The sequence below is a fragment of the Paenibacillus vandeheii genome, from assembly GCF_030433635.1.
GTDB lineage: Bacteria > Bacillota > Bacilli > Paenibacillales > Paenibacillaceae > Paenibacillus > Paenibacillus vandeheii.
Genome location: NZ_JAROCD010000002.1, coordinates 234,136 through 259,803, shown reverse-complemented (window position 1 = coordinate 259,803; position 25,668 = coordinate 234,136). Strand labels below are relative to the sequence as shown.

Annotated in this window: 26 protein-coding genes; 12 read left to right on the top strand and 14 right to left on the bottom strand. The window is 47.1% G+C overall.

Features of this window, described 5'->3' with window-relative positions; all coding sequences use genetic code 11:
• Nucleotides 1-457: 457 nt before the first annotated feature.
• On the top strand, nucleotides 458-940 hold the full coding sequence (locus tag P5G61_RS03965; protein ID WP_301244698.1) for a hypothetical protein: 483 nt from the start codon (nucleotides 458-460) through the stop codon (nucleotides 938-940).
• 53 nt (nucleotides 941-993) lie between these two features.
• Here P5G61_RS03965 and P5G61_RS03960 read toward each other — a convergent pair whose 3' ends face one another.
• The 7 genes from P5G61_RS03960 to P5G61_RS03930 form a co-directional block, all read right to left on the bottom strand.
• Nucleotides 994-1,947, bottom strand: a complete 954-nt coding sequence (locus P5G61_RS03960) for a hypothetical protein (protein ID WP_301244696.1) — start codon at nucleotides 1,945-1,947, stop codon at nucleotides 994-996.
• A 145-nt stretch (nucleotides 1,948-2,092) separates the two neighbouring features.
• Nucleotides 2,093-2,728: a VOC family protein gene (locus P5G61_RS03955; RefSeq protein WP_301244694.1), complete on the bottom strand. Its 636-nt coding sequence runs from the start codon at nucleotides 2,726-2,728 to the stop codon at nucleotides 2,093-2,095.
• Nucleotides 2,725-3,195 carry a VOC family protein gene (locus P5G61_RS03950; protein ID WP_301244692.1) on the bottom strand — a complete coding sequence of 157 codons (471 nt, stop codon included), beginning with the start codon at nucleotides 3,193-3,195 and terminating at the stop codon, nucleotides 2,725-2,727. Before P5G61_RS03950 ends, P5G61_RS03955 begins: the two co-directional genes overlap by 4 nt.
• Nucleotides 3,196-3,256: 61 nt before the next feature.
• A complete protein-coding gene (locus tag P5G61_RS03945; RefSeq protein ID WP_301244690.1) occupies nucleotides 3,257-3,832 on the bottom strand; it encodes an NADPH-dependent FMN reductase in 576 nt (191 codons plus the stop codon).
• Between the two features lie 180 nt (nucleotides 3,833-4,012).
• The gene (locus tag P5G61_RS03940) at nucleotides 4,013-4,735 is read right to left on the bottom strand and encodes a response regulator (RefSeq protein WP_301244688.1); all 723 of its coding nucleotides are present in this window, start codon (nucleotides 4,733-4,735) and stop codon (nucleotides 4,013-4,015) included.
• Between the two features lie 18 nt (nucleotides 4,736-4,753).
• A complete protein-coding gene (locus tag P5G61_RS03935) occupies nucleotides 4,754-6,424 on the bottom strand; it encodes a GAF domain-containing sensor histidine kinase (protein WP_301244686.1) in 1,671 nt (556 codons plus the stop codon).
• A 96-nt stretch (nucleotides 6,425-6,520) separates the two neighbouring features.
• Nucleotides 6,521-7,003: an ArpU family phage packaging/lysis transcriptional regulator gene (locus P5G61_RS03930; RefSeq protein WP_301244683.1), complete on the bottom strand. Its 483-nt coding sequence runs from the start codon at nucleotides 7,001-7,003 to the stop codon at nucleotides 6,521-6,523.
• A 797-nt stretch (nucleotides 7,004-7,800) separates the two neighbouring features.
• Here P5G61_RS03930 and P5G61_RS03925 point away from each other — a divergent pair.
• The 3 genes from P5G61_RS03925 to P5G61_RS03915 all read left to right on the top strand — a co-directional run bounded on the left by P5G61_RS03925 (nucleotide 7,801) and on the right by P5G61_RS03915 (nucleotide 10,688).
• Nucleotides 7,801-8,247 (top strand): helix-turn-helix domain-containing protein, encoded by a 447-nt coding sequence (locus P5G61_RS03925; protein ID WP_024632420.1) that lies wholly within the window; start codon nucleotides 7,801-7,803, stop codon nucleotides 8,245-8,247.
• Nucleotides 8,248-8,289: 42 nt separating this feature from the next.
• Nucleotides 8,290-8,697, top strand: coding sequence for an ImmA/IrrE family metallo-endopeptidase (locus P5G61_RS03920; protein ID WP_285077937.1), 408 nt, complete (start codon nucleotides 8,290-8,292; stop codon nucleotides 8,695-8,697).
• A 191-nt stretch (nucleotides 8,698-8,888) separates the two neighbouring features.
• A complete protein-coding gene (locus tag P5G61_RS03915; protein ID WP_301244681.1) occupies nucleotides 8,889-10,688 on the top strand; it encodes a 5'-nucleotidase C-terminal domain-containing protein in 1,800 nt (599 codons plus the stop codon).
• Nucleotides 10,689-11,305: 617 nt separating this feature from the next.
• Here the strand turns inward: P5G61_RS03915 and P5G61_RS03910 are convergent.
• Nucleotides 11,306-13,087 (bottom strand): proline--tRNA ligase, encoded by a 1,782-nt coding sequence (locus P5G61_RS03910; protein ID WP_301244662.1) that lies wholly within the window; start codon nucleotides 13,085-13,087, stop codon nucleotides 11,306-11,308.
• 527 nt (nucleotides 13,088-13,614) lie between these two features.
• Here P5G61_RS03910 and P5G61_RS03905 point away from each other — a divergent pair.
• Nucleotides 13,615-14,286, top strand: a complete 672-nt coding sequence (locus P5G61_RS03905) for a 3'-5' exonuclease (RefSeq protein WP_301244661.1) — start codon at nucleotides 13,615-13,617, stop codon at nucleotides 14,284-14,286.
• Between the two features lie 54 nt (nucleotides 14,287-14,340).
• On the opposite strand, the gene P5G61_RS03900 is transcribed toward P5G61_RS03905, so the two are convergent.
• The 3 genes from P5G61_RS03900 to P5G61_RS03890 all read right to left on the bottom strand — a co-directional run bounded on the left by P5G61_RS03900 (nucleotide 14,341) and on the right by P5G61_RS03890 (nucleotide 16,547).
• Nucleotides 14,341-15,336 (bottom strand): helix-turn-helix transcriptional regulator, encoded by a 996-nt coding sequence (locus P5G61_RS03900; protein ID WP_301244659.1) that lies wholly within the window; start codon nucleotides 15,334-15,336, stop codon nucleotides 14,341-14,343.
• Nucleotides 15,337-15,467: 131 nt separating this feature from the next.
• Entirely contained in the window at nucleotides 15,468-16,172 is a 705-nt protein-coding gene (locus P5G61_RS03895; protein ID WP_301244657.1) for a hypothetical protein, read from the bottom strand.
• Between the two features lie 207 nt (nucleotides 16,173-16,379).
• The gene (locus P5G61_RS03890; protein WP_173405244.1) at nucleotides 16,380-16,547 is read right to left on the bottom strand and encodes a hypothetical protein; all 168 of its coding nucleotides are present in this window, start codon (nucleotides 16,545-16,547) and stop codon (nucleotides 16,380-16,382) included.
• Nucleotides 16,548-16,886: 339 nt separating this feature from the next.
• Here P5G61_RS03890 and P5G61_RS03885 point away from each other — a divergent pair, with 339 nt between their 5' ends.
• From P5G61_RS03885 to queF, 6 genes are all read left to right on the top strand, one after another.
• Complete coding sequence (locus tag P5G61_RS03885) at nucleotides 16,887-17,342, top strand: hypothetical protein (protein ID WP_024632428.1); 456 nt, start codon at nucleotides 16,887-16,889, stop codon at nucleotides 17,340-17,342.
• Between the two features lie 18 nt (nucleotides 17,343-17,360).
• The gene (locus P5G61_RS03880; RefSeq protein WP_301244652.1) at nucleotides 17,361-18,065 is read left to right on the top strand and encodes an AIM24 family protein; all 705 of its coding nucleotides are present in this window, start codon (nucleotides 17,361-17,363) and stop codon (nucleotides 18,063-18,065) included.
• Between the two features lie 324 nt (nucleotides 18,066-18,389).
• Nucleotides 18,390-19,076, top strand: coding sequence for a 7-cyano-7-deazaguanine synthase QueC (gene queC / locus P5G61_RS03875; protein ID WP_079351062.1), 687 nt, complete (start codon nucleotides 18,390-18,392; stop codon nucleotides 19,074-19,076).
• Nucleotides 19,076-19,567, top strand: a complete 492-nt coding sequence (gene queD, locus P5G61_RS03870) for a 6-carboxytetrahydropterin synthase QueD (protein ID WP_285078042.1) — start codon at nucleotides 19,076-19,078, stop codon at nucleotides 19,565-19,567. Before queC ends, queD begins: the two co-directional genes overlap by 1 nt.
• A 127-nt stretch (nucleotides 19,568-19,694) precedes the next feature.
• Nucleotides 19,695-20,405, top strand: coding sequence for a 7-carboxy-7-deazaguanine synthase QueE (gene queE, locus P5G61_RS03865; protein WP_301245232.1), 711 nt, complete (start codon nucleotides 19,695-19,697; stop codon nucleotides 20,403-20,405).
• A 124-nt stretch (nucleotides 20,406-20,529) separates the two neighbouring features.
• Entirely contained in the window at nucleotides 20,530-21,021 is a 492-nt protein-coding gene (queF, locus tag P5G61_RS03860; protein WP_062323912.1) for a preQ(1) synthase, read from the top strand.
• 143 nt (nucleotides 21,022-21,164) lie between these two features.
• Here queF and P5G61_RS03855 read toward each other — a convergent pair whose 3' ends face one another.
• Nucleotides 21,165-21,377 carry a hypothetical protein gene (locus P5G61_RS03855; protein ID WP_079351004.1) on the bottom strand — a complete coding sequence of 71 codons (213 nt, stop codon included), beginning with the start codon at nucleotides 21,375-21,377 and terminating at the stop codon, nucleotides 21,165-21,167.
• Between the two features lie 217 nt (nucleotides 21,378-21,594).
• Here P5G61_RS03855 and P5G61_RS03850 point away from each other — a divergent pair, with 217 nt between their 5' ends.
• Entirely contained in the window at nucleotides 21,595-22,863 is a 1,269-nt protein-coding gene (locus tag P5G61_RS03850; protein ID WP_301245228.1) for an MFS transporter, read from the top strand.
• A 544-nt stretch (nucleotides 22,864-23,407) separates the two neighbouring features.
• Here P5G61_RS03850 and P5G61_RS03845 read toward each other — a convergent pair.
• On the bottom strand, nucleotides 23,408-24,256 hold the full coding sequence (locus P5G61_RS03845) for an EcsC family protein (RefSeq protein ID WP_301244648.1): 849 nt from the start codon (nucleotides 24,254-24,256) through the stop codon (nucleotides 23,408-23,410).
• A 191-nt stretch (nucleotides 24,257-24,447) separates the two neighbouring features.
• Nucleotides 24,448-25,428, bottom strand: coding sequence for a glycoside hydrolase family 43 protein (locus P5G61_RS03840; RefSeq protein ID WP_301244646.1), 981 nt, complete (start codon nucleotides 25,426-25,428; stop codon nucleotides 24,448-24,450).
• Nucleotides 25,429-25,668: the final 240 nt, after the last annotated feature.

Sequence of the window (25,668 nt, the reverse complement as noted above, 5' to 3'; positions counted from 1 at the left end):
TATCCCCAGATTTTTTTGATTCCCTAGTTCTGGTGTAAAATCCGGTGCTAAAGGCGAACACTACGCTTCTTCAGATTGGTTCTGCACTCTCCGTTTTGGTGTAAAAGTTAAATTCAACTTATCATGATATTCAATCTTTATTTAGTACCCGATCAGAGCAAGTGTGCACTCACCGCATAAAAAAACGGCCCCCCAGGCCGGTCTGTACATTAGCGTATGTGCTTATCGGGATGTGTCACTTGCTACTGATCCGATAGTACAATCTTACATGTTTAAATCGGTCGCGCTGACGGTTATCCGTATGAATTACGTCTATTTGTTGTAGCCATCATGGCTGTTAAACGTCGGTTTCTTGCAGAGGCTTCTTCCGGATAATGCAACCAATCCATTCCTGATGCTGTTTATATGATAAAAGTTGCCTTATAAACTTTATTTACAATAAAGGATGGGAACGATCATGAAAAAAAAGCTCTGGTTCTATCTGTGGATCGCTGTCACCAGTTATATGGCTGGCCCTGTTATGTATGCATTGACAATGTACACCTTTTATCAGGAAACAGATGTTGTAACTTCAACACTCATTGGATGGACCACTGCCACATTCTCATCCGTTGGTATCCTGTTTATCCTGGTCACAGTCATTCTGCTTCGAGTGCTCCACATCTATTACTTCTGGTTGCAAACCCTACTACTTGAGTTACTTTTCCTTGTACTCGTCTATATGACCACTGTTCTTCTTGGAGCTGGAAACACGGGACTGCCCATGCTGTCCTTTCCCTTTACACCCGAGGGCATTCCCTTATGGATGTTCTGGGGGAGTATTGCACTTATGAGTTCTTGGGGAATATGGACAGCTCGTCAACCCATCCGAAAATCACCTTACATGTTAGCATCCAAAGTTATTCTAATCCTGTTTATCCTTGAAATTTGGCTCCTTTAAAAAAATAAAGGAGCACTGCCTCCTCAGGCAATGCTCTCTTGAATGTATGTTTCTCACGCAATAATATAGCGGAAGTTTTCCCAGCTTTCCGGAACTGAATTTCCGTTTCTGGCATGATGGTAGAAGCTGAATGGAAATTTGAATACATGACCCCCATGCCAATCGCGGGAACGTCTGTCGGTGAGCCAGTATTCCAGTTCATGGGGCAATGCAACAGAACGTTCTGCACGTATCAATGGCAGTCGATCGACTGGAGATTGCAGCGTTGGCATTTCCTGCTCTACGTCCACATCCCGGCTCAGTCGCAAAGCCTTGATCATCTTCAGGAATGGTGGAATGCCCTTGTGGAACAAGGTCGGATAATCCAGTTCATATAATATGTTAAGCGCGTGCCCATAGGTCAGCATATGGCCGATCAGATCATGATGCGCTTCCGCGTGATAGATCGTGCGGAACGCTCCAAGCTCATCCAGAATTAGACGGGACAATTGTTCAGGACTTTCAACTTCAGGAAATCCGTCTGCCTCATCTACTTTTAAGCCGCGAATTTCTTTCACAGTCGTGTTCATCCAGGATCTACCTGGAATGGTTCGTTCAAAAGAATCAATAAGTGCAACCAGCTGATTCAAGTCGTGCTCCGTGCCCCAACCATCCAGTTCCCGAATGGCTTTCAGGCTGAGGGCACCGTAGATGGCCTGATGGCCAACCCAGTGCAGCTCTCCGATCGTTCGATCCAATGCCGCCGTAATAAGCGCTTCGGCCTCTTCCCTTGGCAATACATCTCCCTTCTGGGAGGTTAAGCCCTCGTTCAATCCATGCTGGCGAAGCATCGCTTTCGCCTCAGCTGTAACACTGCCCGCCGCAAGGGCAGTGAGACGATTTTCACGCACCCAAAAATAAGCCGCAATAGCTCCCGCCCCATAATGGGCGTGCCACAAATCTCCTGTACGCTCCCGACTGGACACCATAATATCCAGCCCTTCTTCCAACAAACGTCGATCCAACATGCCACCACCCTTCATCGATGCGAATCCTGATACACAAACAACCAGCGAAGGTTATTTTAGCAAAACACTTCTTTTAAAGCGTTTACTTCTATAAGATGATGCAAATGGTGCACATATGACCGTTTTGCCTGCTGTTCCGCGCATTTTAGCCGATTCGAAGTCTCCCAACATCACGAATGGACACTTCAAATGCATACATCTGTGCCTGTTGCTCCGAAAAGAACCAGACACGTTCCTTCTTCACCACAATAAACAGTCCGTTCACATCCCCTACAGGGGCAAAGGTATCACTAGCCTCACCCCATCGCTTCAACCCCATCTGCTCAAGTTCATCCACCGTGGAAAGCACATCTTCCGTAACTAATCCCACCTCACACACCTGCAGCAGATCCTTCTCCGAAAAGGGGCGGTCACTCTCGTTATGAACGGTATGATGAGCAATCAGCTCCAGAATGTTACCGACAGGATCTTCGAAATAGAGCGAATTCGAATTCCAACTGGTTGAATAAGTCTCATCCTTACCTTCATATACGCTCAGACGAACACGTGCCTCTGCCCAGGCTTTGGCCTCCTGAAAACGATTTGTTGGAATCATCCAGGCAACATGATAAAAAGGTTCCTGCTCCATTCCACTCTCAGCGAATATCATCTTCGTCAAACCGACTCGAATCGTAAAAGAATGCTCGGACTCCTCCAGCAACTCCAATCCCAGAGTATCCACATAAAATGATTTGATGTCTTCCAGTCGTGCTGTATATAATTTGACTTCTTCAAAAATCATGCCGTGTCCTCCTTCACCCGACCGTGCATCTTCTCCCACTCACTCCATGGCACCATGCCGAGTTCCGGCTTTGCTTCATCCGGGAGCATCGATATGAATTCCAGAGAATGACCATCCGGATCGGTAAAATACACGGACACCGCAGGCATCCACGCAAAGACATACAACTCGCCAATATCATCGTCCAGAAAGTTACGCGTCTTGATCCCTTTATCCTCCAGGTAAGTGACAGCTTGTTTCATGTCCTCCAACGATACCTGAAAAGCAAAATGCTGCCGCTTCACTTCGGAGGGGTCCTTATGCCACAGTCCGAGCATCGCGTTGCCTTCACCGCCAATCCAGTAAAAGGAGTTTCCACGTTCCTTCTGCCCATAGGCATGACGTAATCCAACAATCTGTTCATAGAAATGATGCGATCTCTCCAAATCCGTTACGTTCAGATGCGTCTCAAATATGCCTTTAATCATGATGAAAACCTCTTTTCTCTCTTTATCTGTGGTTAGCATCCCGCTACTCTACTTCCCTCTCTTAACTCCCGGAGGATTTCCGTACTGAAGTTAACGTCTCGGCAAGGTGCAAAAATGAACCAAGCACGCGTTTGATCCGGTCTTCAATGTCCTGACTGCCTTCAAACTCCTCGTATCCGTCAAACGCTGCTTCAAACCTTCTCCGCTGCGCACCACCAATGGAAATCCACTCCTGCGCGTTAATCCCGTGCAAATTGCGAATGATCGCCTGTAGCTGCAAAAGCGAACTTACCCCCACCGCGCCTCCTGCTGAGCTGATGGACAATACCGGTTTACCACTGAAATGAGCCTGGCTCAGGTGATCCAATGCATTCTTGAGCACACCGCTGATGCTGCCATGATACTCTGGGGTAGACAGAATAATGGCATCTGCCGCGAGCATACGCGTGTTCAAGTCGGCGAGGTTCTGATCATCGTTCTGTTTTTCATCCGGTGCATAGAATGGAAGCGGTCTTTGATACAAATCAAACAGGCTGGCTTCATGTCCCTGACCACTGATTACCTCCACGGCATATTCCCCTAAACGTGTACTGGTTGCATTTTTCCGATTACTGCCTGCCAAAATCAAGATATTCATCTATGTCACTCTCCTACGTTTTAATAGTCGTTCCTACGCTGCGTTATAAATTTCGTTACTCTCATCTTACCGTGCTTCCGTCTCCGAATCGTCAGCAGATAGACTTAACTTGCAGTACAAAAAAACTCAACCTTTGGGTTGAGTTTCTACGACCTTAGTCTGAGATTATCGGAAGATGGATCAGACGACCCAGCCATTTCTTACGGCATGAAGCGCAGCTTGTGTGCGGTCTGCCAGGCCCAATTTGTCCAGAAGATGACTAACATGTGTTTTTACCGTTTTCTCGGTAATGATCAGCTTTATGGCAATCTCTTTATTACTCAATCCTTGTGCGATCAGTCCCAGCACCTCTCGTTCCCGCCGGGTGAGCATGTCCGGTCCGTGAGAAGTTTCTCTCCCTATCCCACCCCGCTCTTGTTCTGTAGGCCGAGTGGGCGTATGGGGATTTGCACGTCCATGTGCTTCATTTATCGGAAGCTCAGACGAAGCCATCACATGCATTAATTGTCCCGCTGCCGCCGGATGAAGTTCTACCTGTCCCGCGTGTACATTGCGGATGGCAACGGCAAGGTCCTCCGGCTCAATATCTTTCAGCAGATATCCCTTCACCCCAGCGCGTACGGCTGGTACGACATGATCCTGATCCGAGAAGGATGTAAGTACGATGATACGGATTCCAGGCAAGATCGAACGAAGCCTTCTCGCCGTCTCGATCCCGTCAAGGACTGGCATATGCAGATCCATTAACACCACATCCGGATGCAGCTGTTCTGCTTGTTCCAGTGCTTCCTGTCCGTTCGACGCTTCTCCGACGACTTCCATATCTGGCTGTGTGGACAAAAAAACGTGCAACCCGCGTCTCACCATTGCATGATCGTCAGCGAGTAAAATCGTAATCGGCATGTCTTCTTCCCCCTGACTTTATACAGTTTCGGACGGGAGTGGAATGACTACCGTTACCGATGTTCCCTTACGCGATGAACTTACAAGTTCAAGTCTTCCGCCCAGCGATTGCGCCCGTTCCCTCATGATGGACAGACCAAGTGAACTGGCGGGCAAGGCATCACGCTTTTTGGCTCCTCCTTTCCCCCGATCTGTAACGATGAATACCGCTTCCTGATCGCTTAGGTGGAGGGATATCTCAGCGGAAGTAATTCCCGCATGTTTACGTACATTATTGAGCGCTTCCTGTCCAATACGCCATAAGCCTTCCTCAATACTTTGAGGCAAGGATCGCATACCCGTCCGGTGTACAACGACTTGTAACCCCTGTCCTGTGCCATACTCCTGCAAAGCACTGAGCAGACCAGACTCCAAACCTGCCGGGCGAAGCTGCATAATCAAGGCACGCATTTCCTTCAAGGCTTCCTGTGACAAGGAACGTATATCCTTCATCGCTTCCGCGGCCGGATGCAGCTGTAGTGATCCGGATAACATGCTCTCCGCACCTTTGGCTGTCAGGGACAGGGAGAACAAAATTTGATTCACCGAATCATGCAAATCCCGAGCCAGTCGGTTTCGTTCCTCCAGTCGGGTTAATTCCCGGCGTTTGTAAACGAGTCTCAGACTTTCCCACGAGGCTGTTATATGTTCAGCAAGTGCATCGAGAACCTCACGATCTGCCTGAAGAAATCCATTGGAGGAACCCAAGCCAACCACCAGTATTGCCGTTTCGCCAGGAGAACTTAAAGGGATGGGAGCAGCCAGGCCCGAGGCCAAAACGGACATGGGGAGCCGAATATTGCAAAGTGCTGAAACTTCTTGAATCTCCATTGCCGCCAATACCGTCGCACGGTGAGAATCAATCACCCGATGCATGCGACTCTCCCCCTGTGGAGAAAGTTGAGAACGTGTCAGCATCTCGAACTTGCCAAGAATATGGGCGGCCTGTACCATAAAACTTCCGTTCTTCTGCGATAACAGTGCAACAAAAGGCCAGTCGTAATGCTGCCCGAGCAGCTGTACAACCTTCTTCGCCATGTCGTCTGTATTGCTACACTCGTTCACCGCCAGGCCCAGCGATCTGCTGTACTCTCCCAGCCGGGCATACAGATCCGCTCGCCTTTGCTCCGCGCTGTATAATCGCATCCGCTCCATCGCACTGCCGATCTGATAAGCTACAGCCTGCAAAAGTGCCAGCTCACTATCACTAAAATGCTCTTTGCCCGGAGCAGCCACATTCAGCAGTCCCAGCATCTTCTCCCCCGAGCGGAGTGGGACCGTCGCATGATGGGTGATGTCATGGGTATCTCCCCATTGATGTTCAACCGCATCCTCCAGACGTTTGCAATTAATAATATTAACGGCATTATCCAATCTCCCGTCGCGGAAGCGATTCACGCACCAGCAAGACCCGCAGCGCATCGGTTCCTTGTCATGATGCATCAGAGCAGGAGGAAGACCGTGATCAGAAATACAGACGTATTCTCCCTGAGTATCGATCAGGAACACCCAGCCCGCAGTCAATCCTGTCAGTTCCAACAGTTTGCCGAGCACCGTATCCAGCATCAAATTCAGGTCGTTGGATGTGTTGAGCGTTTCCGCGATCGTCTTCAGTGTGTACATCTCCTGCATTCCGGCTTGTTCCGTCATGCGGATTCCTCTCCTTTGACTGATCCTTAGTGTTGTTTTTCAATTATTGTATACAATCAGCGAACGATATAAAAGGATGAACTTCTGGCTTCACATCTAGCCCAGCTTCTGTCGCTCTTTACGAGATGCAGATAAAGGCTCCATATTAATCAGACCACGGTCCGACAGAGCCAGCGCCATTTTATAGAAGGCACGCGTTCGAATCTTCGTATACGTGTCCTTGCTGACAGGCGGATCAAACACATGGTTGTACACTTTGTAGTCAAATACATCGTCATCCTTCAAATAACGTTCGCTGACAAGTACACGTTCCTTCTCGCTCAGTCGAGATACCACAAAATCAATCGTGTCGCAGTAAGCCTGACGTGCGCGCTGCACATCCACATTATAGATTGCCGTTCTGGCGGTGGAATCCCCGGTCACATTCGTTGCACCATGGAAACGCTCCGTGTAACTTGCTGTCACCATGACCTCTCGTTCTTCAAAAGCAATCGTTTTATAAATCCGGTATTTTTCCAGCGCGGCTTCAACAGCAGTCTGTGTTTTGCGTCGGTCCAATTCGGGCAGCATCAATTCCATATTCATTCTCCTCCTTTAACATTCGTTATAGAATGAAAGTCTAGTAGCCTCGCATGTTCCACTCCGATGACAGAAAAATCTTACGATCGCTGTTATCCCCAGATTTTTTCTGTCCTCTTCGTTTTGCGTAACTTAAAGTTCATCCTATAAAAGTTAAACTCGCATTCATCTCATCTTTATTAGGGTTATCCAGTTCTCTGAAATAGTAACGGCATTTTTCAATTTTCCCCTGTTGCCTTTTGGAATGAATTAAGCCAGAGATGAAGCAGGAATAATTCATTTTTCTCATCATCCAACTTGTCTCATCTTTACATCTTGTTCGTATTTTGTTCGTATTTCTATTTGAGGATACCACTTTCTGGGGATCGACGTAAACCTTCATTTTGGGTCGTTTTAACTACAAAATAAAACCCGCGCTCTCATTTCCTTTACCTTTTGGCATAATTGTTTCATATCCCTTTACCTAATGGTATATATACGATATAGTACAGATAATTAAAGATCCTCGTATAAGTCATTTGATTTTTATTAAGAAGCTGAATTGTCCTGACGTGTTTAGGTACATATCACGAGCGAACGTAGTGAAGGAGGCGGAATCGATTCTAAAGAAGCGAAGCGTTCGCCTTTATCACCGGATTTCTCCCTTTTAGGAAAGGGAAACAAAGAAATCTGGGATAACAGCGATCGAAAGAACGATCCGAATCCGGAACGGGCATAGAGTGCAACATCTACCTCCCCCGTCCGACTGTTACTTAATAATTTTCAATACACTAATACGAATCAAAGGAGTGGAATAAATTGTGGAGCACGCTTTTGGTCCTTATCTGAAACAACTGCGCGAGCAACAGGGATACAGCATCAATCAGCTCGCCGAAGCAGCAGGAATCAGCAACTCGCAAATTTCACGCATTGAGAATGGGGTTCGCGGTGTTCCCAAGCCCGCCACCATCCGCAAAATCTCGGACGCACTCTCGGTTCCTTACGCGGATATGATGAAACAGGCCGGATATCTGGAAGTCTCAAATACAGCAATCGAGCTTCAGGAAGCTCCGGAATGGGCAACGTACAAGGACCGTCGGGACTTCAAAAAGATGCTGGAGGACGAGGATGATCTCATGTTTGATGGCATCCCGTTGGATGATGAGGACAAGAAACGAATCAAGGATGTCCTGACAGGTCTGTTCTGGGAAGCCAAGCAGATGAACAAACGCAAAAAAACGAATGATCCAGACGAGCGCCCATGAAGCATTTCAAGCTGAATAAACTAAAGCAGCAGGTGAGATGATATGGATGACATTGTAACAAAGCTGATTCGAAAACACCGGACCAACTGCCCATTCAGCATTGCCAGAGCCATTGGAATACAGATCCGGTTCACCAATCTGGGTAAGTCTACCAAAGGACTGTATTTCCGCAAGCTCCGTCGCAGATTTATCGTCATTCACAATGATTTACCGCCGGAATGGCAGCGTTTCGTGTGTGCCCATGAGCTTGGACATGACCGATTGCACAAAGGCATAAACCGGTTCTTTCTGGAGGAACACTCCTATTTTGCACCAGGCAAGCTGGAAAGACAGGCCAATCGTTTTGCCATACAGCTTCTCACTTCCGGATTAAGGCCTGAGCCGGATGAATCACTGGAGAAATTTTGTTTACGTACAGGACTGCCACGTGAAGTGCAGCATTTTTTTTAGTCTTTATAAGAACATACGTTCCTTATAAGTCAATTCATCTCTTAATCTTCCACTATTAAAATCTGATGTCACTTTCAGGTTACCTATTTTTACACAAATCTCGAGATTTCCTAATAATAGTCTGGTAAAATACAACATGAGTTGTGCAAACGCTCACGAGATTATTATTTTTTGGGGGGTTACTGATTCATATGAAAATCTGGAAGACTTACGTTTCACTTGTGCTAACGCTCTGTCTGTTATTTGGCAGTGTAGGCTTCGCCTCTGCTGCAACAGATACGACTTCGGGCACAGGTAAGCACATTACTATTCTACATACGAATGACATGCACGCACGCGCAGTTGAGTCCTCACCTGCGATGGGTTTCGCCAAGGTTGCTGGAATTGCGGACAAATACCGTAGCGAAAACCCAAACACCCTTCTGCTGGATGCCGGAGATGCAGTGCATGGTACAACCTTTGCTACGCTCGTTAACGGTGAGAGCATTGTCAAAGTCATGAACGAAATGGGCTATCAGGCCATCGTTCCAGGCAACCATGAATTCAACTACGGTTCCAAGCGTTTGCTTGAACTGGCGGATATGATGAATTTTCCAATGATCAGTGCCAATGTGAAGAAAAAAGACGGTACTCGTCTGTTTGAACCTTATCTTATTAAAGAAGTAGATGGCGTGAAGATTGGTATTATCGCCCTCTCCACACCGGAAACGATGTACAAAACGAACCCGAAAAATATGGAAGGTCTGGACATTACAGACCCATCTGCGGAAGCTAAAGTGCTCGTAAACGAAATTCGCAGCAAAGTCGATGTTGTTGTGGTATTGGGACACCTTGGACAAGACGCGTCCAGCACCGATACTAGCCTCAAAGTTGTGAAAGAAGTGCCTGGCATTGATGTATTCATCGATGGTCATAGCCATACGGTTCTGCAGGATGGACTTGTATCCGATAACGGAACACTGATCGCCAGCGCCGGTGAGTATACTAACTTTGTAGGTGTTATCGACCTGTGGGTTGACGGCGGTAAAGTAACCAAAAAACAAGCAACATTGATTGATGAAACCGAAGCAAAAGACATCAAACCGAATGAGAAAGTAGCCGCATTGGTGAATTCCATTCAGAAAGAACAAGAGCCTATTCTGAAAGAAGAAGTAGCCAATACAGCGATTCTGCTGGACGGCAAACGTGAACAAGTACGTGCAGGTGAAACTAACCTGGGTGACCTGCTGGCAGATGCCATCCGTGACGTCAGCAAAGCTGATATCGCACTCACAAACGGTGGCGGTATTCGTTCTTCCATTGAAAAAGGTATCGTAACCAAAGGTGATGTTATCACAGTACTTCCTTTTGGTAATCAGGTTGTAACGCTTGAAGTAAAAGGCTCTGATGTACTTACAGCCCTTGAAAACGGTGTAGGATCTTATCCGGAACCAAGCGGTGGATTCCCGCAAGTATCCGGCATGACATTCAGCATTGATTCTTCCGCTGCAAAAGGCAGCCGTGTACATTCCGTCATGATCGGCGATAAAGCCCTTGACCCGAAAGCAACGTATACGCTGGCTACAAATGATTTCACTGCTGTTGGTGGTGACGAGTACACCATGTTCGCAAAATACGCAACGTCAGGCATGTACGGTGCTATGGATGAAGCATTGATCGGATACATGCAAAAACTGGGCGCTGTTGATATCAAAACAGACGGCCGAATCAAGGAAGCAAAAGCTCCTGCGGTTGAACCGGAAGCTCCAGTAACCGAAACACCAGCACCAACTACACCGAAACCAGAGACACCAAAACCAGAAACACCGTCGAAACCGACACCAAGCAAACCAGCTCCAGCCAAAGTGCATGTTGTTAAATCCGGAGATTCCCTGTACTCCATCTCCAAACAATACGGTACAACTTGGCAAGCTCTGCAGAAGCTGAATAAAATCAAAAATCCACACTGGATCTATCCAGGTCAACAATTGAAACTGCCTGCAGCCTCTTAAGATTATCAGAGAAAAACAGCTCGAACCGATGATCTCCAGGATGCGACAGAATCAGAAATAGTTGTAGCCATCAATCCATTCCAAAGAAAGGGTGTCCCTCAAGCCATAACCGGCTGATGGACACCCTTTTCTAATTTACAATTACTTCACTCCATGGTTAATCTGCTGAGTTGTACACTCCATGTTTACTTGTATATAGCTTTGCTGCAAAAATAAATCTCTTGATTCAGTTTGAGAAATCACTTCTATCCTTGTCCCTAATCATGGACTATAGAAGAAATCCCCATAATTGCCACTCTCATGCGGATATTTCACATTTGAATCGACATATTTATCGTCCATGATTTGCATATTTGCACATGCATACTTTGCTAACACACCATATCTGTAGCTCTTCTGAACAAACCTACTGTATACAGAATACAATTTTTCAAATTCTAGTTACTTGGTATGACAATACGCAAATATTGTTGCATCCTTATGTGACTATAGCCCTCTTTTTAGCGCTTTACTCCGTTACATAACCACAAGCAGCTCTTATCGCATAATATCCGGACCTATTATAGATCGTTCTATTATATAGAGACACGTGCACAGTGCCATAAGGATGGCTTTTTTTAATTCCGGACTATAAGCTGAACTTTCACCTGACTTACAGCCTCTTGTGCCGTCATACTGATTCGTTTGGATTCACCTTGGACTGCAAGAACATGTGATCCAAATTCCACTTGTCCTTCTGCCGCACCCCGACCAATTACAATTTGGACAGGCAATCCGATCAATTCCGAGTCCTTGAACTTCACTCCTGGGCGTTCATCACGATCATCGACCAATACACTGTATCCGGCATCTGTAAGTTGTTGTTCCAGCTGCAGCGTAAGCTCGCGCTGCTGCTCATCCTTCCAACTCATTGGAATCAAATGTACATGATAAGGTGCGACAGCTGCTGGCCAACGGATACCATCTTCTCCGGCATATTGTTCAGCAATAGCCGCCATCAGACGAGACACACCGATACCGTAACAACCCATTACTGGCGCACACTGCCGTCCATTGCGATCCAGGAAGGATGCTCCCATGGCGTCACTGTACTTGGTTCCCAGTTTAAAGATATGCCCCACTTCGATTCCTTTTGTGAATACAAGCGGTTCTCCACAGGTTGGGCAGCCGTCACCTTCAGCAGCGAAACGAATTCGATCTACTTTGTCCAAAGTAAAGTCTATACCTGGACGTACATTCGAATAGTGTACATCGACTTCATTCGCTCCTGTAATTGCATGTTCCATAACAGCGACATCCGCATCCACTACAATCGGCAGATCCAGTCCAATCGGACCCAGGAAGCCTACAGTTAATTTCGGATGAACTGCAAGTGCAGTTTCATCAGCCAAGATCAGCTCCTCTGCACCTAATACCTGCTTCAGAGCGATATCATTCACTTCATGATCCCCACGAACAAGCGCAGCGATTAGTTGACCATCCGCTTGATAAAGAAGCGTTTTGATCATATGCCGAGCGTCCTCACCCACAAAGGCGCTTAGCTCATTGATCGTACGTACCCCTGGAGTTTCGATACGAACCAGTGTGTCCCCTTTAGTATTCCCATCGGCTTTATCGACTGTTTTGGGGTCAGTAGAAGTATCAGCTGGTCCTGCATGATTAGCAGAAGATTCAGAAGTCTGATATCCTGCCTTCTCCAGATTTGCGGCATATCCACAATGTTTGCAGGTTACGATCGTATCTTCTCCCACATCGGCAAGTGCCATAAACTCATGGGTCTCCCCCTGACCACCAATGGTGCCTGCATCGGCTTCCACGCGAATATATTCCAGTCCACAACGCTCCAAAATGCGCGAGTATGCGGTATTCATGGCCTGATAGGTGCGATCCAGCTCTTCCCAATCGGATGCAAAAGAGTACGCATCCTTCATGATGAACTCCCGTCCCCGCAGTAATCCAAATCTTGGTCGACGTTCATCTCTGAATTTGGTTCCAATCTGATAAAGTGTAAACGGCAGCTTCCGATAGGAATTAACCTCGTCACGAGCCAGTGCAGTTACGACTTCTTCATGGGTTGGACCCAGGGCGAATTCTCGTGCATGGCGATCCTTCAGACGCATCAGCTCAGGACCATACTGTGTATATCTTCCGGATTCCTCCCATAGCTCAGCAGGCTGCATGATTGGCAGCAATACTTCCTGACATCCTGCACGGTCCATTTCTTCCCGAACGATACGCTCGACATTCAGCAAGATACGACGTCCCAAGGGCAGATAACTGTATATCCCTGCTGCAAGTTGGCGAATCATGCCAGAGCGCAGTAACCAGCGATGTCCTGCTGCATCTGCCTCTGCTGGTGCTTCACGTAATGTTGGAACAAGCATTTCACTTTGACGCATCTTGTCACACCCCTTACCTTCTATTCGTTATTGTGAATCAGGTTATAAACAGCAAAAAGACACATCCGTCAAGGGACGAATGTGTCGTGGTACCACCCTTATTTAACTGCATTTTGCCGGCTGACCTGTCATTAAACCAACAGGGCATTTGCCATAACCGGTTCTCCGTTTGCAACCTGTGCCAAACGTGAACTTACAGTCCTTCAGGGCATAACGGGCCCATCCGGCGGAGGGTACAGACCGATTGGGCCTTCTCCTCCGCAGCTCGCGAGGTAGGAATAACGAAACAGCAACAGAAACCTTGCACTAGGCGGTTTCCTCTCTGCAGAAGCTGGCTAACGTCATTATGTCCTCGTTGATCGCTGTTATCATTTTGACCACCATAGTGTATTTACAAGAAATTGTCAACCATACGCTTGCCAGCTTTACGTTAAAATGAATTCCTGAGCGATGGCTGACATGGCCGTGCGTTACCTGTAATATAGAGAAATAGAAACCATGTATTAATTGATAAAGGAGTTTGTCCTATGCCATATATTATTTACGATCTTGAATTCACAGTAAGCCGCAATACACGTTACTCTTCTGAAATTATAGATATCGGTGCCGTTAAAGTAACTGAAAGTGAGAACGGCCTGTACGTTTCAGACACGTTCCATACGTATGTTCGTCCATCCAATAAATCGGTGCTGTCCGCCGATACAATTCAATTTACGGGTATTTCGCAGAAAGATATCGACGCATCTCCCCTTTTTCCGGAAGCGCTGAATCCATTTATTGCCTGGATGGGAAGTGAATCCTATTACATGTGCTCCTGGGGACCGGATGACCGCACCAAACTGATCTCTCATTGTCGCACGCATCAGCTCGATGTCGCCTGGATCACCAATCATAATGATCTTCAGCAGCAATGGTCGCGCACAGTGCGCAAAGAAGGGAAATTTCGTCAGCTTGGACTCGCTCAGGCTCTTGAGCTGTGCGGTATTGAATTCGATGGCACCCAGCATCGCGCTTTGGATGATGCTATTAATACAGCCAAAGTGTTCATGCATCAATTTGACCAGTTCAACCTGGAAACCAATTGCGCAGCAGATGATGAAGGCATCACGTCCAAAGTGGTCTATTCGAGCAGTACAGAAGACGATGACAACGATTCCCCTTTTGGTAACCTGGCACACCTGTTCAAGACTAAAGAGTAACTGCATATAACGTATGTTGAACTAAGACGAACCAGCCATGAGCTACATAGAAGTTCAGTTGTAGATCTCCCTCCAGCGCTCCAGACGTTCTTTCATTATGAGGCGGTATTTCTCAGGTTCCAGAATTTCGGCATCGGGTCCATATTGAGACAGCCAGGTTAGAAACCCTTGCTCATCACTCAATATGGCCTCAAACAACAATGTGCCTTCCGGTTCAATCGTCAAGATGGGGCGTGCAAAAAACTGCTCCTGCATGACACGCTCTACAGCGTGCGGCGAAAATCTGATTTTGAATGCAGTCCACTCCGTACTGCTGCCAAGTTCCCGTGGCGTACGGAAGTGAGATTGTAAAAGGTAATCATCTTTGCGGAACGTGCGTGGCAAAATCCGAACCCTGTGTAAACGATTCACTTGAAATAATGTCAGTTTCTCTGACAGGTGACAATACGCCAACAGATCAAATCGGTATTCACGCGGAATAAGACAGTAGGGATCCATTCGCACAATCCCCTTTTTACCTTGAGACAGATATTCTCCTTCAATAGTGTTCTGGGAAATTCCAGCCTGAAGCAACATCACCAGTGAATGATTCAGAAGTTCGGTACTTTCATTCTGCCATGCAGAAGTACCCACTTTGAACATCCCGCTAATTTGCTCAGACCATTCCACTCGCTCTGTTTTGTTTTTCTGACTCGAAGCAACCACTTTCTCATACGCGCTCTCAAAAGCAGGCTTCAGCAACGGACGAATATTCTCCATGACTTCTGCCAGGTGCATAAAGGCTTGAGCTTCATCATCAGACCAATTCAGCGGATACATGGCAAAATGGCTGATAAACATGTATCCTCTCCCGTGTCCCATATTGGCGATGGGGATATGCATTGCACTGAGGGCCTCCATGTCGCGGTATATCGTCCTTTCCGTTGTCTCGCACCGCTCGGCAAGCTCACGGGCCAGAATGCCCGGCTTGGCCTGCACAAGAGTTATAATGCGCATTAATCGGATCAGTCGGTCTGTCATTTTGCCGGACCCTCCACGATGTTGTTTCAATAAATTCGATACAACTCCATCCATTTTTTATTATTATGTTGTTTAGTACATTCGACTTATTCCTTGACTTCACCTTCAAAAAATTATGTAGAAACATTCCTGGCCCTACCATCATCACTAGTTCTTTATCCCTATTCACCTAACATCGTTTTTCCGCGATTTTGAGGCACGGAATTAAAAGTAATTCCGTAGTGGTACCGAAGTTTTTCAACAATTTCGGCTTCCGCATAATAATCCAGATCCTGTTTACGAGCTGCTTCAATTAACAAAGCATCTGCGTGACGACGCAGCAGATCACTGCCCTCTTGTGTACGACCTCTTTCATAAGCGCGCAAAGCTTGTTTAATCAGAGGAACGGTTTCGTTCAATTTGATCGTCTTTTCTACCTTAGGATCTTCCGGCTGGCGCAGCATGCCCAGATGACTTGTGTACTGAATATACAACTGTTCTCTGCGCAGCAGCACTCTTTGGCTTTGTTTCAACTTTCGTGTACTCCAATAAGCTGAACAAACGGCACTTTTCCCAGATACACGAGGTCCCATGGCGAATTCGAGCAATATTTGTTTACTCTCGCCCTTGTATACATCTCCGAGTCTTAGAACCCAACCGATATCTGTTTCTTTGGAACGACAGCCATAGATACCCTTGAGCTGAATTCCAAATTCCGGTTTGAGCAAAAGTTCCAAGTCTCTCGACACAATTTTGGGTGCTATTTTCCTGAGTCTTTTGGCAGGGGCTCCGTTACGCCACTCTACCATCATATATACGGGGTCGGCTCCCCCTGTCGGTATGGCCTCTCTATTCCACGAATAAGATACTTCAAAGACTGAGTTCACTGGTAGTCTCTCCCCCGATTTATATGTATTATCTTCTAACTTATCAGGGTAAATGGACACTATATTGTCACGGAACATATGTTCGCAGGAAATTTTTCCATAATATTAGTTTTTCCTCCCTAAATCCGTGTAATTACGACAATAAACGACGAAAAAGCTTGGCAGTATGCCAAGCTTTTAGACCACTTTTATATGACAAGTCCTAACTTAAATTGCAGATGGATTCATTCCCATTTTGTGTAATTTTTGTACAGATTCAGGTTCTGTGATGGGAGCATAAGTAATACTGTCGATAATCAATTCACGCCCGATGGGCTCACCATTTACAGTGATCATAATCGTTTTGGTCGTTGCAGCTTGTTCAGTTGTGTACATATATTTCTACTCCTTCGTATTCACGATCTTTATAAAAATCGGATATATTGTTTTCGCTCATTAAATTACTAATTTCGTTAATATGAATAGCATGCACCCGGAACTGAAGTAAAGGTATGATGTCAAGACCGTCCGGAGTGCTGCCCTGTCCTTCTATTACCCCGTCGTTCTTAAAATTAAACAATATGCGCATGTATTGATTTATTCTCATACAGGGTAATTAAAACTACATCCTCTTGAACCCATTGTCCCGGTTTTGACGTATAATGTAAGAGCCGTATTTCAACAAATGACGACGAAATCGGCAAACGATTATGTAACCGAAAGAAGGTGCCATTCATGCCAAAACCCATTCAGGGTTATTTCATTCGGGTGTTATTCACCACATGTGTATTGTTTACTGTTTCTTTGACTTCTACAGTCAGTGCAGCGAATGCCAATATATTTTCCGATATCTATAGTGGATGGGAACGGGTCTCCGAGCTTCCTGGAGAAGTAAACGCTTTGCAGGAAAGCTACAAACAGACGCTGGAGCAATTGAATCAGACCTCTGCCCAATTGGGACAAGCTCAGGCTAATGTAGAAGCATTCAAGGCCCAGAACGAGTTGCTGCTGGCGCAAAACGAGAAACTGACCGATATGGTAAGCAAATTGCAAAATGATCAGGATGCCAAAACAGCGACTGCCAAACGCATTCAGACGATGATTATCACAGCCGTTTCTCTCATATTGGGATACTTTATTCTGATTCGCGTGATGCGCTGGGGAATGCGTCGCCGTTCAGGCCGAGTATAAAAGGACAGGAGCAACCGCATGCACATACACCTGAACAATACCGAAGCTGGCGGAGCCGGACAAGTAGTTACGTTCTCACTGATCCAGGACGACCGCCTTCATATTCTACACCCCCAACAAATTGTCGCTTTTCGCGGCCCAAGCAGCAGTCGCAATGATAAATTCATGAATATTACGGGGATATATCGCAAAAAAAAGCTGATCAAATCCGAAATTACCGGTCCTTGTCAATTTGTGGCCGCCCTGCCTCCCGGATTCACCATGAAGGAAGTTGAATTGAGCGAGAATAGCGATCTTCTCTACGACTTCCGCCACCTTTTTTTCTATTCCGATGGCGTAACGATGCATACCAAGATTCAGAAAATCAAAAACATGCTGATCACCCGGGACGCAGTGAAAATGAAATTTTCCGGCGAAGGCAAAATCGGATTGCTGACACAAGGTCAGGTCTGCCAGCAGGAACTGCACCCTACTGCACCCCTCTACGTAGATTCGGGCAGTATTATCGCTTATCCCGAGAATGCACAGCTTGAACTTACCGTGTATGGGAACCACCTTGCCAGCCAGCATATGAATTATCATTGGAAGATGACGGGCCATGGCTCGGTACTCTTTCAGGCTGGCCGTGAAAATCATCGACTGGAACAGGATATGAACGATGAAGGCTTATTTAAGCGAATATTGAAGGAAGTCATTCCTTTTGGAAATGTATTAATTAAATAAGTGCAGATATGCTCACCATAATAAAATTGTGTTATACTGTACCGGACAATTGAAGAAGAAAATCCATGCCTGTGGCATGGGAGAGGTTCGCGAACTCCCTCTATAAGACTCGACCTTCATTAAGGTTAATGTGGTCTTGCGTACATTTTAGGTAACAACGTACGTAAAAAACTAAGGACACTAGATCGTGCCTGCTTTTTTTGAAGCAGTCTAAGAGAAGGTGTGTTTTTTGATGGATGCCAGTTCATGAACTTCTCTGTTCTTCCGACACTCTGTGCCTATGCGCATGGATTGATCTTAAGAAGATGGAGAGGTTTTTTTATGTTGAACGAAGAAAAAGCAGTCGTTGTATTCAGCGGCGGTCAGGACAGTACAACTTGTTTGTTCTGGGCCAAACAGCAATTTGCCGAGGTTGAGGTGGTTACCTTCGATTACGGACAGCGCCACAAGCTGGAGATTGAATGCGCCGCAGAGATCGCTCGCGATCTGGGTGTGCAGCAAACGGTATTGGACATGAGCTTGTTAAACCAACTCGCTCCCAATGCACTCACCCGTACAGATGTGGAGATTACGCATGAAGAAGGCGAACTGCCGAGTACGTTTGTCGATGGGCGGAATCTGCTGTTCCTTAGTTTTGCGGCCATTATGGCGAAGCAAAAAGGGGCTCGTCACCTCGTCACAGGTGTATGTGAAACGGATTTTAGCGGTTACCCGGATTGTCGGGATTCATTTGTGAAATCGATGAATGTTACGCTGAACCTGTCCATGGACTACCCATTTGTCATTCACACCCCACTGATGTGGCTAGACAAAGCCCAGACGTGGAAAATGGCGGATGATCTCGGTGCCTTCGATTATGTACGTGAACGTACACTAACCTGTTATAACGGGATTATCGGCGATGGCTGTGGTGAATGTCCTGCCTGCAAACTGCGCAAAGCCGGACTGGATCGCTATCTGGAGCAACGCACCGATTCTGCTTCTGTTGGAATTGTAGGAGCGGACGTATGATGAGAGAACCGGGAACCTTCCGTATTGTGGAGCGATTGCAGCGGATCGGAGAAGATATCCTTCCTGCACAGCTTCGCTATCATCGCAAACGCGTGCTTGTGAGCAAGGAGTTTACGTTTGACGCGGCACATCACCTGCATTGTTATGAAGGCAAGTGCAAGAACTTGCACGGGCATACCTATAAAGTTGTTTTTGGCATTAGCGGTTATCCAGGTGAGACCGGGCTTACAGTTGATTTTGGACATATCAAAGAGATATGGAAAACACAAATTGAAGGGTATCTGGATCATCAGTATTTGAACGAAACCCTTCCCCTCATGAACACAACGGCTGAAAATATGGTCGTTTGGTTGTATGAACAGATGGAACATGCCTTGCAGACCGAACCTTATGCTGCACTGACCGAGGGTGGTCGAACGGAGTTTGTCCGCTTATACGAGACGCCAACCAGCTACGCCGAGGCAAGACGGGAGTGGATGATCGATGAGTAGTGTAGAACTAAGCAATCTCACAACGTCGACCCGTACCGATGGAACCAATGCTGCTTCTGCGGTGGAATTGGCTGACAACAAGCTTCCTCACGGACAACAAGGAAACAAAGAGGCTCGTATTCCTGTGATGGAGATCTTTGGCCCGACGGTTCAAGGTGAAGGCATGGTCATTGGGCAGAAAACGATGTTCGTCCGCACCGCGGGCTGCGATTATCGCTGCTCCTGGTGCGACTCGGCTTTTACTTGGGACGGCAGCGGCAAGGATCTGATCCGGATGATTACACCGGAGGAGGTGTGGAACGAGCTGCGCCGCGTTGGCGGCTCACGCTTCTCCCATGTGACGATTTCCGGCGGCAACCCTGCCCTGCTCGCTTCGCTGGGCGGATTGGTTACCTTACTGCGGGAGAACGGCATCCGCACGGCGGTGGAGACGCAGGGCTCCCGCTGGCAGCCCTGGCTGGCGGACATTGACGAAGTCACCGTCTCGCCCAAGCCACCCAGCTCAGGCATGAACACCGACTGGGCTGTGCTGGATGATCTGATCCACCAACTGGCTGCTGGCCCGGTGGAACGAAGCCATAGTCTGAAGATCGTGATCTTCGATGAGACAGACCTGGATTATGCCCGCCGTGTGCATGCACGGTATCCAGGCACAGATTTATTTTTGCAGACCGGGAACCCGGATGTGACTTCTGCCGATACGCCAGATCTGGCGTCTTCATTGCTTGCCCGTTACGAGTGGCTGATTGATCAAGTTAGTGCATCGGATGATCTGAACGACGTTCGTGTGCTGCCACAGCTGCATACTTTGGTGTGGGGCAACAAACGCGGCGTCTGATAGACTTTATGGGTGGAATGGGCAGCATGATGTAATTTTGAGAACATACAAAGGCTATGAAGGGCCTATCATATATACCGGTAAGCTTCGTGCGTCGCCGGAAATAAGGAGCGTATACGAACCGATGAGACAACCTGATGAAATGCAAGATTTGACGCTGCTGGGCAACCAGGGCGTAAAATATACGTTTGAATATGATCCAGGCATTTTGGAAAATTTCGATAACAAGCACCCGTACCGCGATTATTTTGTCAAATTCAACTGCCCGGAGTTCACCAGCCTGTGCCCGATTACGGGGCAACCGGACTTTGCAACCATTTATATCAGCTACATCCCTGATGTAAAAATGGTAGAGAGCAAGTCACTTAAGCTGTATCTGTTCAGCTTCCGCAACCATGGAGATTTCCACGAGGATTGTGTGAACATCATCATGAACGACTTGATTAAGCTGATGGACCCGCGCTACATTGAAGTGTGGGGCAAATTTACGCCGCGCGGCGGCATCTCTATCGACCCGTACACGAACTATGGCAAGCCAGGTACGAAGTACGAGCAGATGGCCGAGCACCGCATGATGAATCATGATATGTATCCGGAGACGATTGATAATCGTTAAATTGGCAGTTACATCTACCCTCATATATGAAATAAAATCATAGAGCGCACAAAAGCCGAACTCTTCTATCTGAAGAAATTCGGCTTTTGTTTTTAGTATGGAAACGGAGCGTTTCCAATCAATCGTATGAATTGAACTCGCGTTCAAGCGTTATGATCTCGCTTCAGTTCTTTGACTTTTTTGATGTAATGTCTCAGCATAAGTGCACCAATAGATTGAACAACCACAAAAAATCCGATAGCAAAATATAGAGACGTAGAAGCAACATATATAGTCAGAAAAGTCATGACTGCCATAAATAGAATGGTCATCGCCAAATTGCGTTTGGCAAGAACATATGGTGATAGCGATTTCATAGTGATCAGTCCTTTATAATTTCTGATTTAGTAGAACTTTAATAGTGGAACCAGTAGAGTATATCAAGATTTCACATTATATAGAGTACGTTAATTTCTTCTGTTCCCCTTGTCGCCCCTGCAAATCTGTCCTATTATGTAACAATATGCTTAGGCACATCACATCATCAGGCGCTGATCCCTCGTGACCGCGACCAAAGGAGAACTGTACATGTCCATGCAAAATTCATTACCCAAAGACGCCGCTGCGCATTCGAAAGCTCCACCCGGATTGGATGCCCAAGGTACCGTTTATCGGATCTTAATTGCCATCAGTCTGGTTCATTTGTTCAACGACTCAATTCAGTCAGTCATTCCAGCTATTTTTCCAATTCTGAAAGACTCCATGCATCTTACATATACGCAGATCGGATGGATTTCGTTCGCTATTAACTTTACTGCGTCCATCATGCAGCCGGTTGTAGGCTGGTTTGCCGATAAAAAACCGACGCCTTCCATCCTGCCCATCGGCATGGGCTTTACGTTTACGGGCATGCTGCTGCTTGCCTTCGCCGATAGTTATATGGCCGTTCTGATCTCCGTTATCTTTGTTGGTCTGGGCTCGGCGGCGTTTCATCCAGAGGGTTCAAGGGTATCTCATATGGCCTCAGGGCCTCGTCGAGGTCTGGCTCAGTCCATCTTCCAGGTCGGTGGTAACGCCGGGCAGTCTCTGGCTCCGTTGCTCACCCGCTGGATTTTCATCCCGTTTGGGTTGTTCGGTGCCATCGGATTCACAGGGATTGCTGCTGCGGGGATCGCGGTCCAAATCTATATCGCTCGCTGGTATGGACGTATGCTGCAATCGGGAGGGTATTTGCGCAGACAGGCGGCAGCCCGTCGTACACCCAATCCGGCATTGCGTAAAAAGATCGCTGCTGCGATAACCATCTTGATCCTGCTCGTCTTTGTCCGTTCGTGGTATGTCGCTTCGATCGGCAGCTTCTATGCGTTTAACCTGAAGGATACCTTCAACTTGTCCACAGAAGACGCACAGATCTATATCTTCCTGTTCCTGGCTGCCGGGGCGCTGGGTACGTTCTTTGGTGGTCCACTGGCGGATCGCTTCGGCAAACGCAACATGATCTTCCTGTCGATGGCCGGAGCCGCTCCACTGGCCCTGCTGCTGCCTTACGCCAATCTGTTCTGGACAGCCGTATTGCTGAGCATTATTGGTTTCATTATGTTGTCCAGCTTCTCAGTGACCGTTGTGTATGCACAAATGCTGATTCCAGGCAAAATCGGCACCGTCTCTGGTCTGATTACTGGCCTGGCATTTGGTATGGGCGGTCTGGGTGCACTCGTGCTGGGGAACTGGATCGATGTGTTCGGTGTATCTCCAGTCATGCAAATGTGCAGCTTCCTGCCACTCATCGGTATCTTCACCTTCCTGCTTCCATCGGATAAGCTGCTGAACCGCTGGGCGGAAGAGAACGGTAGCGAAGAATAATTGTTTTTTAAATGGATCAGATTTAATGAGATCAGTTAAAAAGATCAGTTCCAACAAAATAAGCTGCAATGCCCAACGAAGCGAAATAGAGTTGTTAAAACAGCCTCGTGAAACGTAACGTCAGGTGGTTAACTAACCTCAAATGTTACCTGTTGTGTAAACGGGATAAAGCCTTGTACCATTAGGCTTTATCCCGTTTTTGTTTTGTCAGCGTTAGCGTCAACCGCTTGCAGCTCCCAGCACGCGGTGCCCTACTTCACGACAAGGATGGTCAGCCAACAAGAGCGGCAGCAACTGAGCCTGCAAGAAATTATTGAATACAGTAAGATGGCATATGTGTAACGAATCCAGCGCACCTTAATGGCATCATTTCTGGCAATCCGCCAATCTAACGAATCACAGATACTTTATTCCTCATGTTTTGTGTGGTTTCGCATCATTTAGTATGATTATCATGCAAATAGCGATGGTGAGATTCCTTAGAATTGGCGCATCCTTCTATACGCCATAATAGGGTGCCATGGATTCGTTAGCGTCATGGACATCACTGCGAAAGGCGTTGAAGAATCAGCCGCTTTTTATATAACATTTTCCCCGCTTCGGCAACATCACGAATCGTATTTTTGTTACTCACCGAACCAAATACCATGCCGGCAATCGGTATGAGCTGGAACAGCTTTTTCCAACCAAATGATTCGCTATAGGAATTAAAAACCTCCCGCCAGCCCTGCATCTGGGAGATAACCTCTACCTGCTTGTCCGGATTATCGTAATCGGAAAGTTCATCAATAACCGCTTTCTTACCCACAATATCGGCAGAGGAGAATTGCAGACATTTGACGATAAATATACGCTCTTGAGGCTCGTCGGGATCATATCCATAGCATAGCGCCATCTCCTGCAGCACCTTCAGGGAGAGTCCCATCACGATCGGTATATCTGCTGCAATGGTTACAATGCCGCCAATACCTGTTGCAGCGCCTTGTGCGGCAGCAAACTTGGTTCGACTATCCGTAATGCGATCAGCAGTGCGATCCAGCACGTCAAGGGGCAAGCCTTCCACGCTGTGGATCTTCGCCGTATCTTCTGCTTCTACACCTTGTTCCATGTGATCATGTTCGTCCTTCATGGCATAACCCGATCTGGCGGATTCCTCTTGAAGCAGCTTGGCCACTTTCTTTTTCTGAACGAGAAATCTCCCGCCATTCTGCACATACTGGCCAACTTCGTTCAGGGAGTCTCCGATCTTCTGTTTCAACGCTTTAGGCATCACTTTATCCAGCATGGCAAATGGCAAACGACCAATTTTGTCCCAAATAAACAAGTCCTTCTGCCCTTTTTCCCATTTTAAAATCTGTTCCAGCTCCCGGTCCAATGTCTCGCGTGAATCCATATATGGCCTCCTAATGTTATGTGTATAGTAAATTGTATACTCCTCATACGCAGAGTTGGGGGGATGGTTGCTTCGATGTAAATCTAAGATAATCATCTTCATGGCTTCATACACAATGTGTGCATAAATAAGAGCCCTTAATCAGCGTTATTAGCTAACTAAGGGCTCTTCCTATCCAAAACTTCCATTCCTTATTTTGCTTCAGCCGCAGCCTTCCCATCTGGAACAGGGACTCCAAAATCAGGTGTACCATCCTCGTTCCATTGAATCACCTGCGCGCGGGCATGACGGTTTGGATCATAAAGAGGGTCTCCCTCGATGTCCTTGTAGTTTCGTGCGTGATAGATCAGAATATCCGTTTTACCATCCTGTGATACCGTGAAGCTGTTATGACCCGGACCATATTGGCCGTTTGTCTCACACGTCTGGAAGACAGGTTTAGGCGATTTTACCCAGCTCGCTGGATCAAGCAGGTCGGCATCTTCATCCGCAGTGAGCAAACCCATACAATAATTATAGTCGGTCGCACTCGCCGAGTAGCCAATGAAAATTCGCCCATTGCGGTGCAGTACTGCTGCCCCTTCATTCACCTTGAAGCCGATGATCTCCCAATCGTACTCGGGTGTAGCGATCATGACTTGTTCTCCACGCAGCGTCCACGGATTTTCCATTTCAGAAATGTACAGGTTGGAGTTACCGACAATGTCCGGATCTTTCTGCGCCCAGACCAGATAGCGGATTCCTCTATGCTCAAAAGTTGTTGCATCCAATGCAAACGTCTCCCAGCGCGTTCGAATCTGTCCTTTCTCTACCCACTCACCTTTCAGTGGATTCGCAGAATCGTTCTCCAATACATACATCCGGTGGTCGAAAAGACCCTCATTCGTCTCGCTCGTATGGGCTGCTGCATAATATATGTACCATTTCCCATCGATAAAATGAATTTCAGGTGCCCATATATTAGCACTCATTGGTCCTGTATCATGTTTGTGCCATGCCGTTACCGGCTCGGCATTCTTCAACTCTTCCAGGGTTAATGCACGCCGAATCTCAATCCGGTCAAAGGCTGGAACGGAAGCCGAGAAATAATAATATCCATCTGTGTGACGGTACACCCACGGATCAGCACGCTGCTCCAGAATGGGATTGGTAAATGTAATGGAATCAGTCATGGGAATGCTCCCCTTTCAAATGTGTGTATGGCTCGGAGTAATTATTTTGTTAACCACTGATGGAAAAAGAGCAAAGAACCTTTGATGGTGCACCGCGGACGCTCCGGGGGTGGTAGGGCCTTATTGCTCTCTTGTCCTCCGATTTCTTCTTTCCACCGCTCCTGGCGGTTGAAATCGGATGCCAAAGTCGCTCCTTCGGCTCCTTCCTCCCCCTTCGCTGCTTGTGCACCTTCAAAGCGA

Coding starts and splice junctions, on each gene's coding strand:
- P5G61_RS03965 (WP_301244698.1), top strand. CDS start 458: ATGAAAAAAAAGCTCTGGTTCTATCTGTGGATCGCTGTCACCAGTTAT.
- P5G61_RS03960 (WP_301244696.1), bottom strand. CDS start 1,947: ATGTTGGATCGACGTTTGTTGGAAGAAGGGCTGGATATTATGGTGTCC.
- P5G61_RS03955 (WP_301244694.1), bottom strand. CDS start 2,728: ATGATTTTTGAAGAAGTCAAATTATATACAGCACGACTGGAAGACATC.
- P5G61_RS03950 (WP_301244692.1), bottom strand. CDS start 3,195: ATGATTAAAGGCATATTTGAGACGCATCTGAACGTAACGGATTTGGAG.
- P5G61_RS03945 (WP_301244690.1), bottom strand. CDS start 3,832: ATGAATATCTTGATTTTGGCAGGCAGTAATCGGAAAAATGCAACCAGT.
- P5G61_RS03940 (WP_301244688.1), bottom strand. CDS start 4,735: ATGCCGATTACGATTTTACTCGCTGACGATCATGCAATGGTGAGACGC.
- P5G61_RS03935 (WP_301244686.1), bottom strand. CDS start 6,424: ATGACGGAACAAGCCGGAATGCAGGAGATGTACACACTGAAGACGATC.
- P5G61_RS03930 (WP_301244683.1), bottom strand. CDS start 7,003: ATGGAATTGATGCTGCCCGAATTGGACCGACGCAAAACACAGACTGCT.
- P5G61_RS03920 (WP_285077937.1), top strand. CDS start 8,290: ATGGATGACATTGTAACAAAGCTGATTCGAAAACACCGGACCAACTGC.
- P5G61_RS03915 (WP_301244681.1), top strand. CDS start 8,889: ATGAAAATCTGGAAGACTTACGTTTCACTTGTGCTAACGCTCTGTCTG.
- P5G61_RS03910 (WP_301244662.1), bottom strand. CDS start 13,087: ATGCGTCAAAGTGAAATGCTTGTTCCAACATTACGTGAAGCACCAGCA.
- P5G61_RS03905 (WP_301244661.1), top strand. CDS start 13,615: ATGCCATATATTATTTACGATCTTGAATTCACAGTAAGCCGCAATACA.
- P5G61_RS03890 (WP_173405244.1), bottom strand. CDS start 16,547: ATGTACACAACTGAACAAGCTGCAACGACCAAAACGATTATGATCACT.
- P5G61_RS03885 (WP_024632428.1), top strand. CDS start 16,887: ATGCCAAAACCCATTCAGGGTTATTTCATTCGGGTGTTATTCACCACA.
- P5G61_RS03880 (WP_301244652.1), top strand. CDS start 17,361: ATGCACATACACCTGAACAATACCGAAGCTGGCGGAGCCGGACAAGTA.
- queD (WP_285078042.1), top strand. CDS start 19,076: ATGAGAGAACCGGGAACCTTCCGTATTGTGGAGCGATTGCAGCGGATC.
- queE (WP_301245232.1), top strand. CDS start 19,695: ATGGAGATCTTTGGCCCGACGGTTCAAGGTGAAGGCATGGTCATTGGG.
- queF (WP_062323912.1), top strand. CDS start 20,530: ATGAGACAACCTGATGAAATGCAAGATTTGACGCTGCTGGGCAACCAG.
- P5G61_RS03855 (WP_079351004.1), bottom strand. CDS start 21,377: ATGAAATCGCTATCACCATATGTTCTTGCCAAACGCAATTTGGCGATG.
- P5G61_RS03850 (WP_301245228.1), top strand. CDS start 21,595: ATGCAAAATTCATTACCCAAAGACGCCGCTGCGCATTCGAAAGCTCCA.
- P5G61_RS03845 (WP_301244648.1), bottom strand. CDS start 24,256: ATGGATTCACGCGAGACATTGGACCGGGAGCTGGAACAGATTTTAAAA.
- P5G61_RS03840 (WP_301244646.1), bottom strand. CDS start 25,428: ATGACTGATTCCATTACATTTACCAATCCCATTCTGGAGCAGCGTGCT.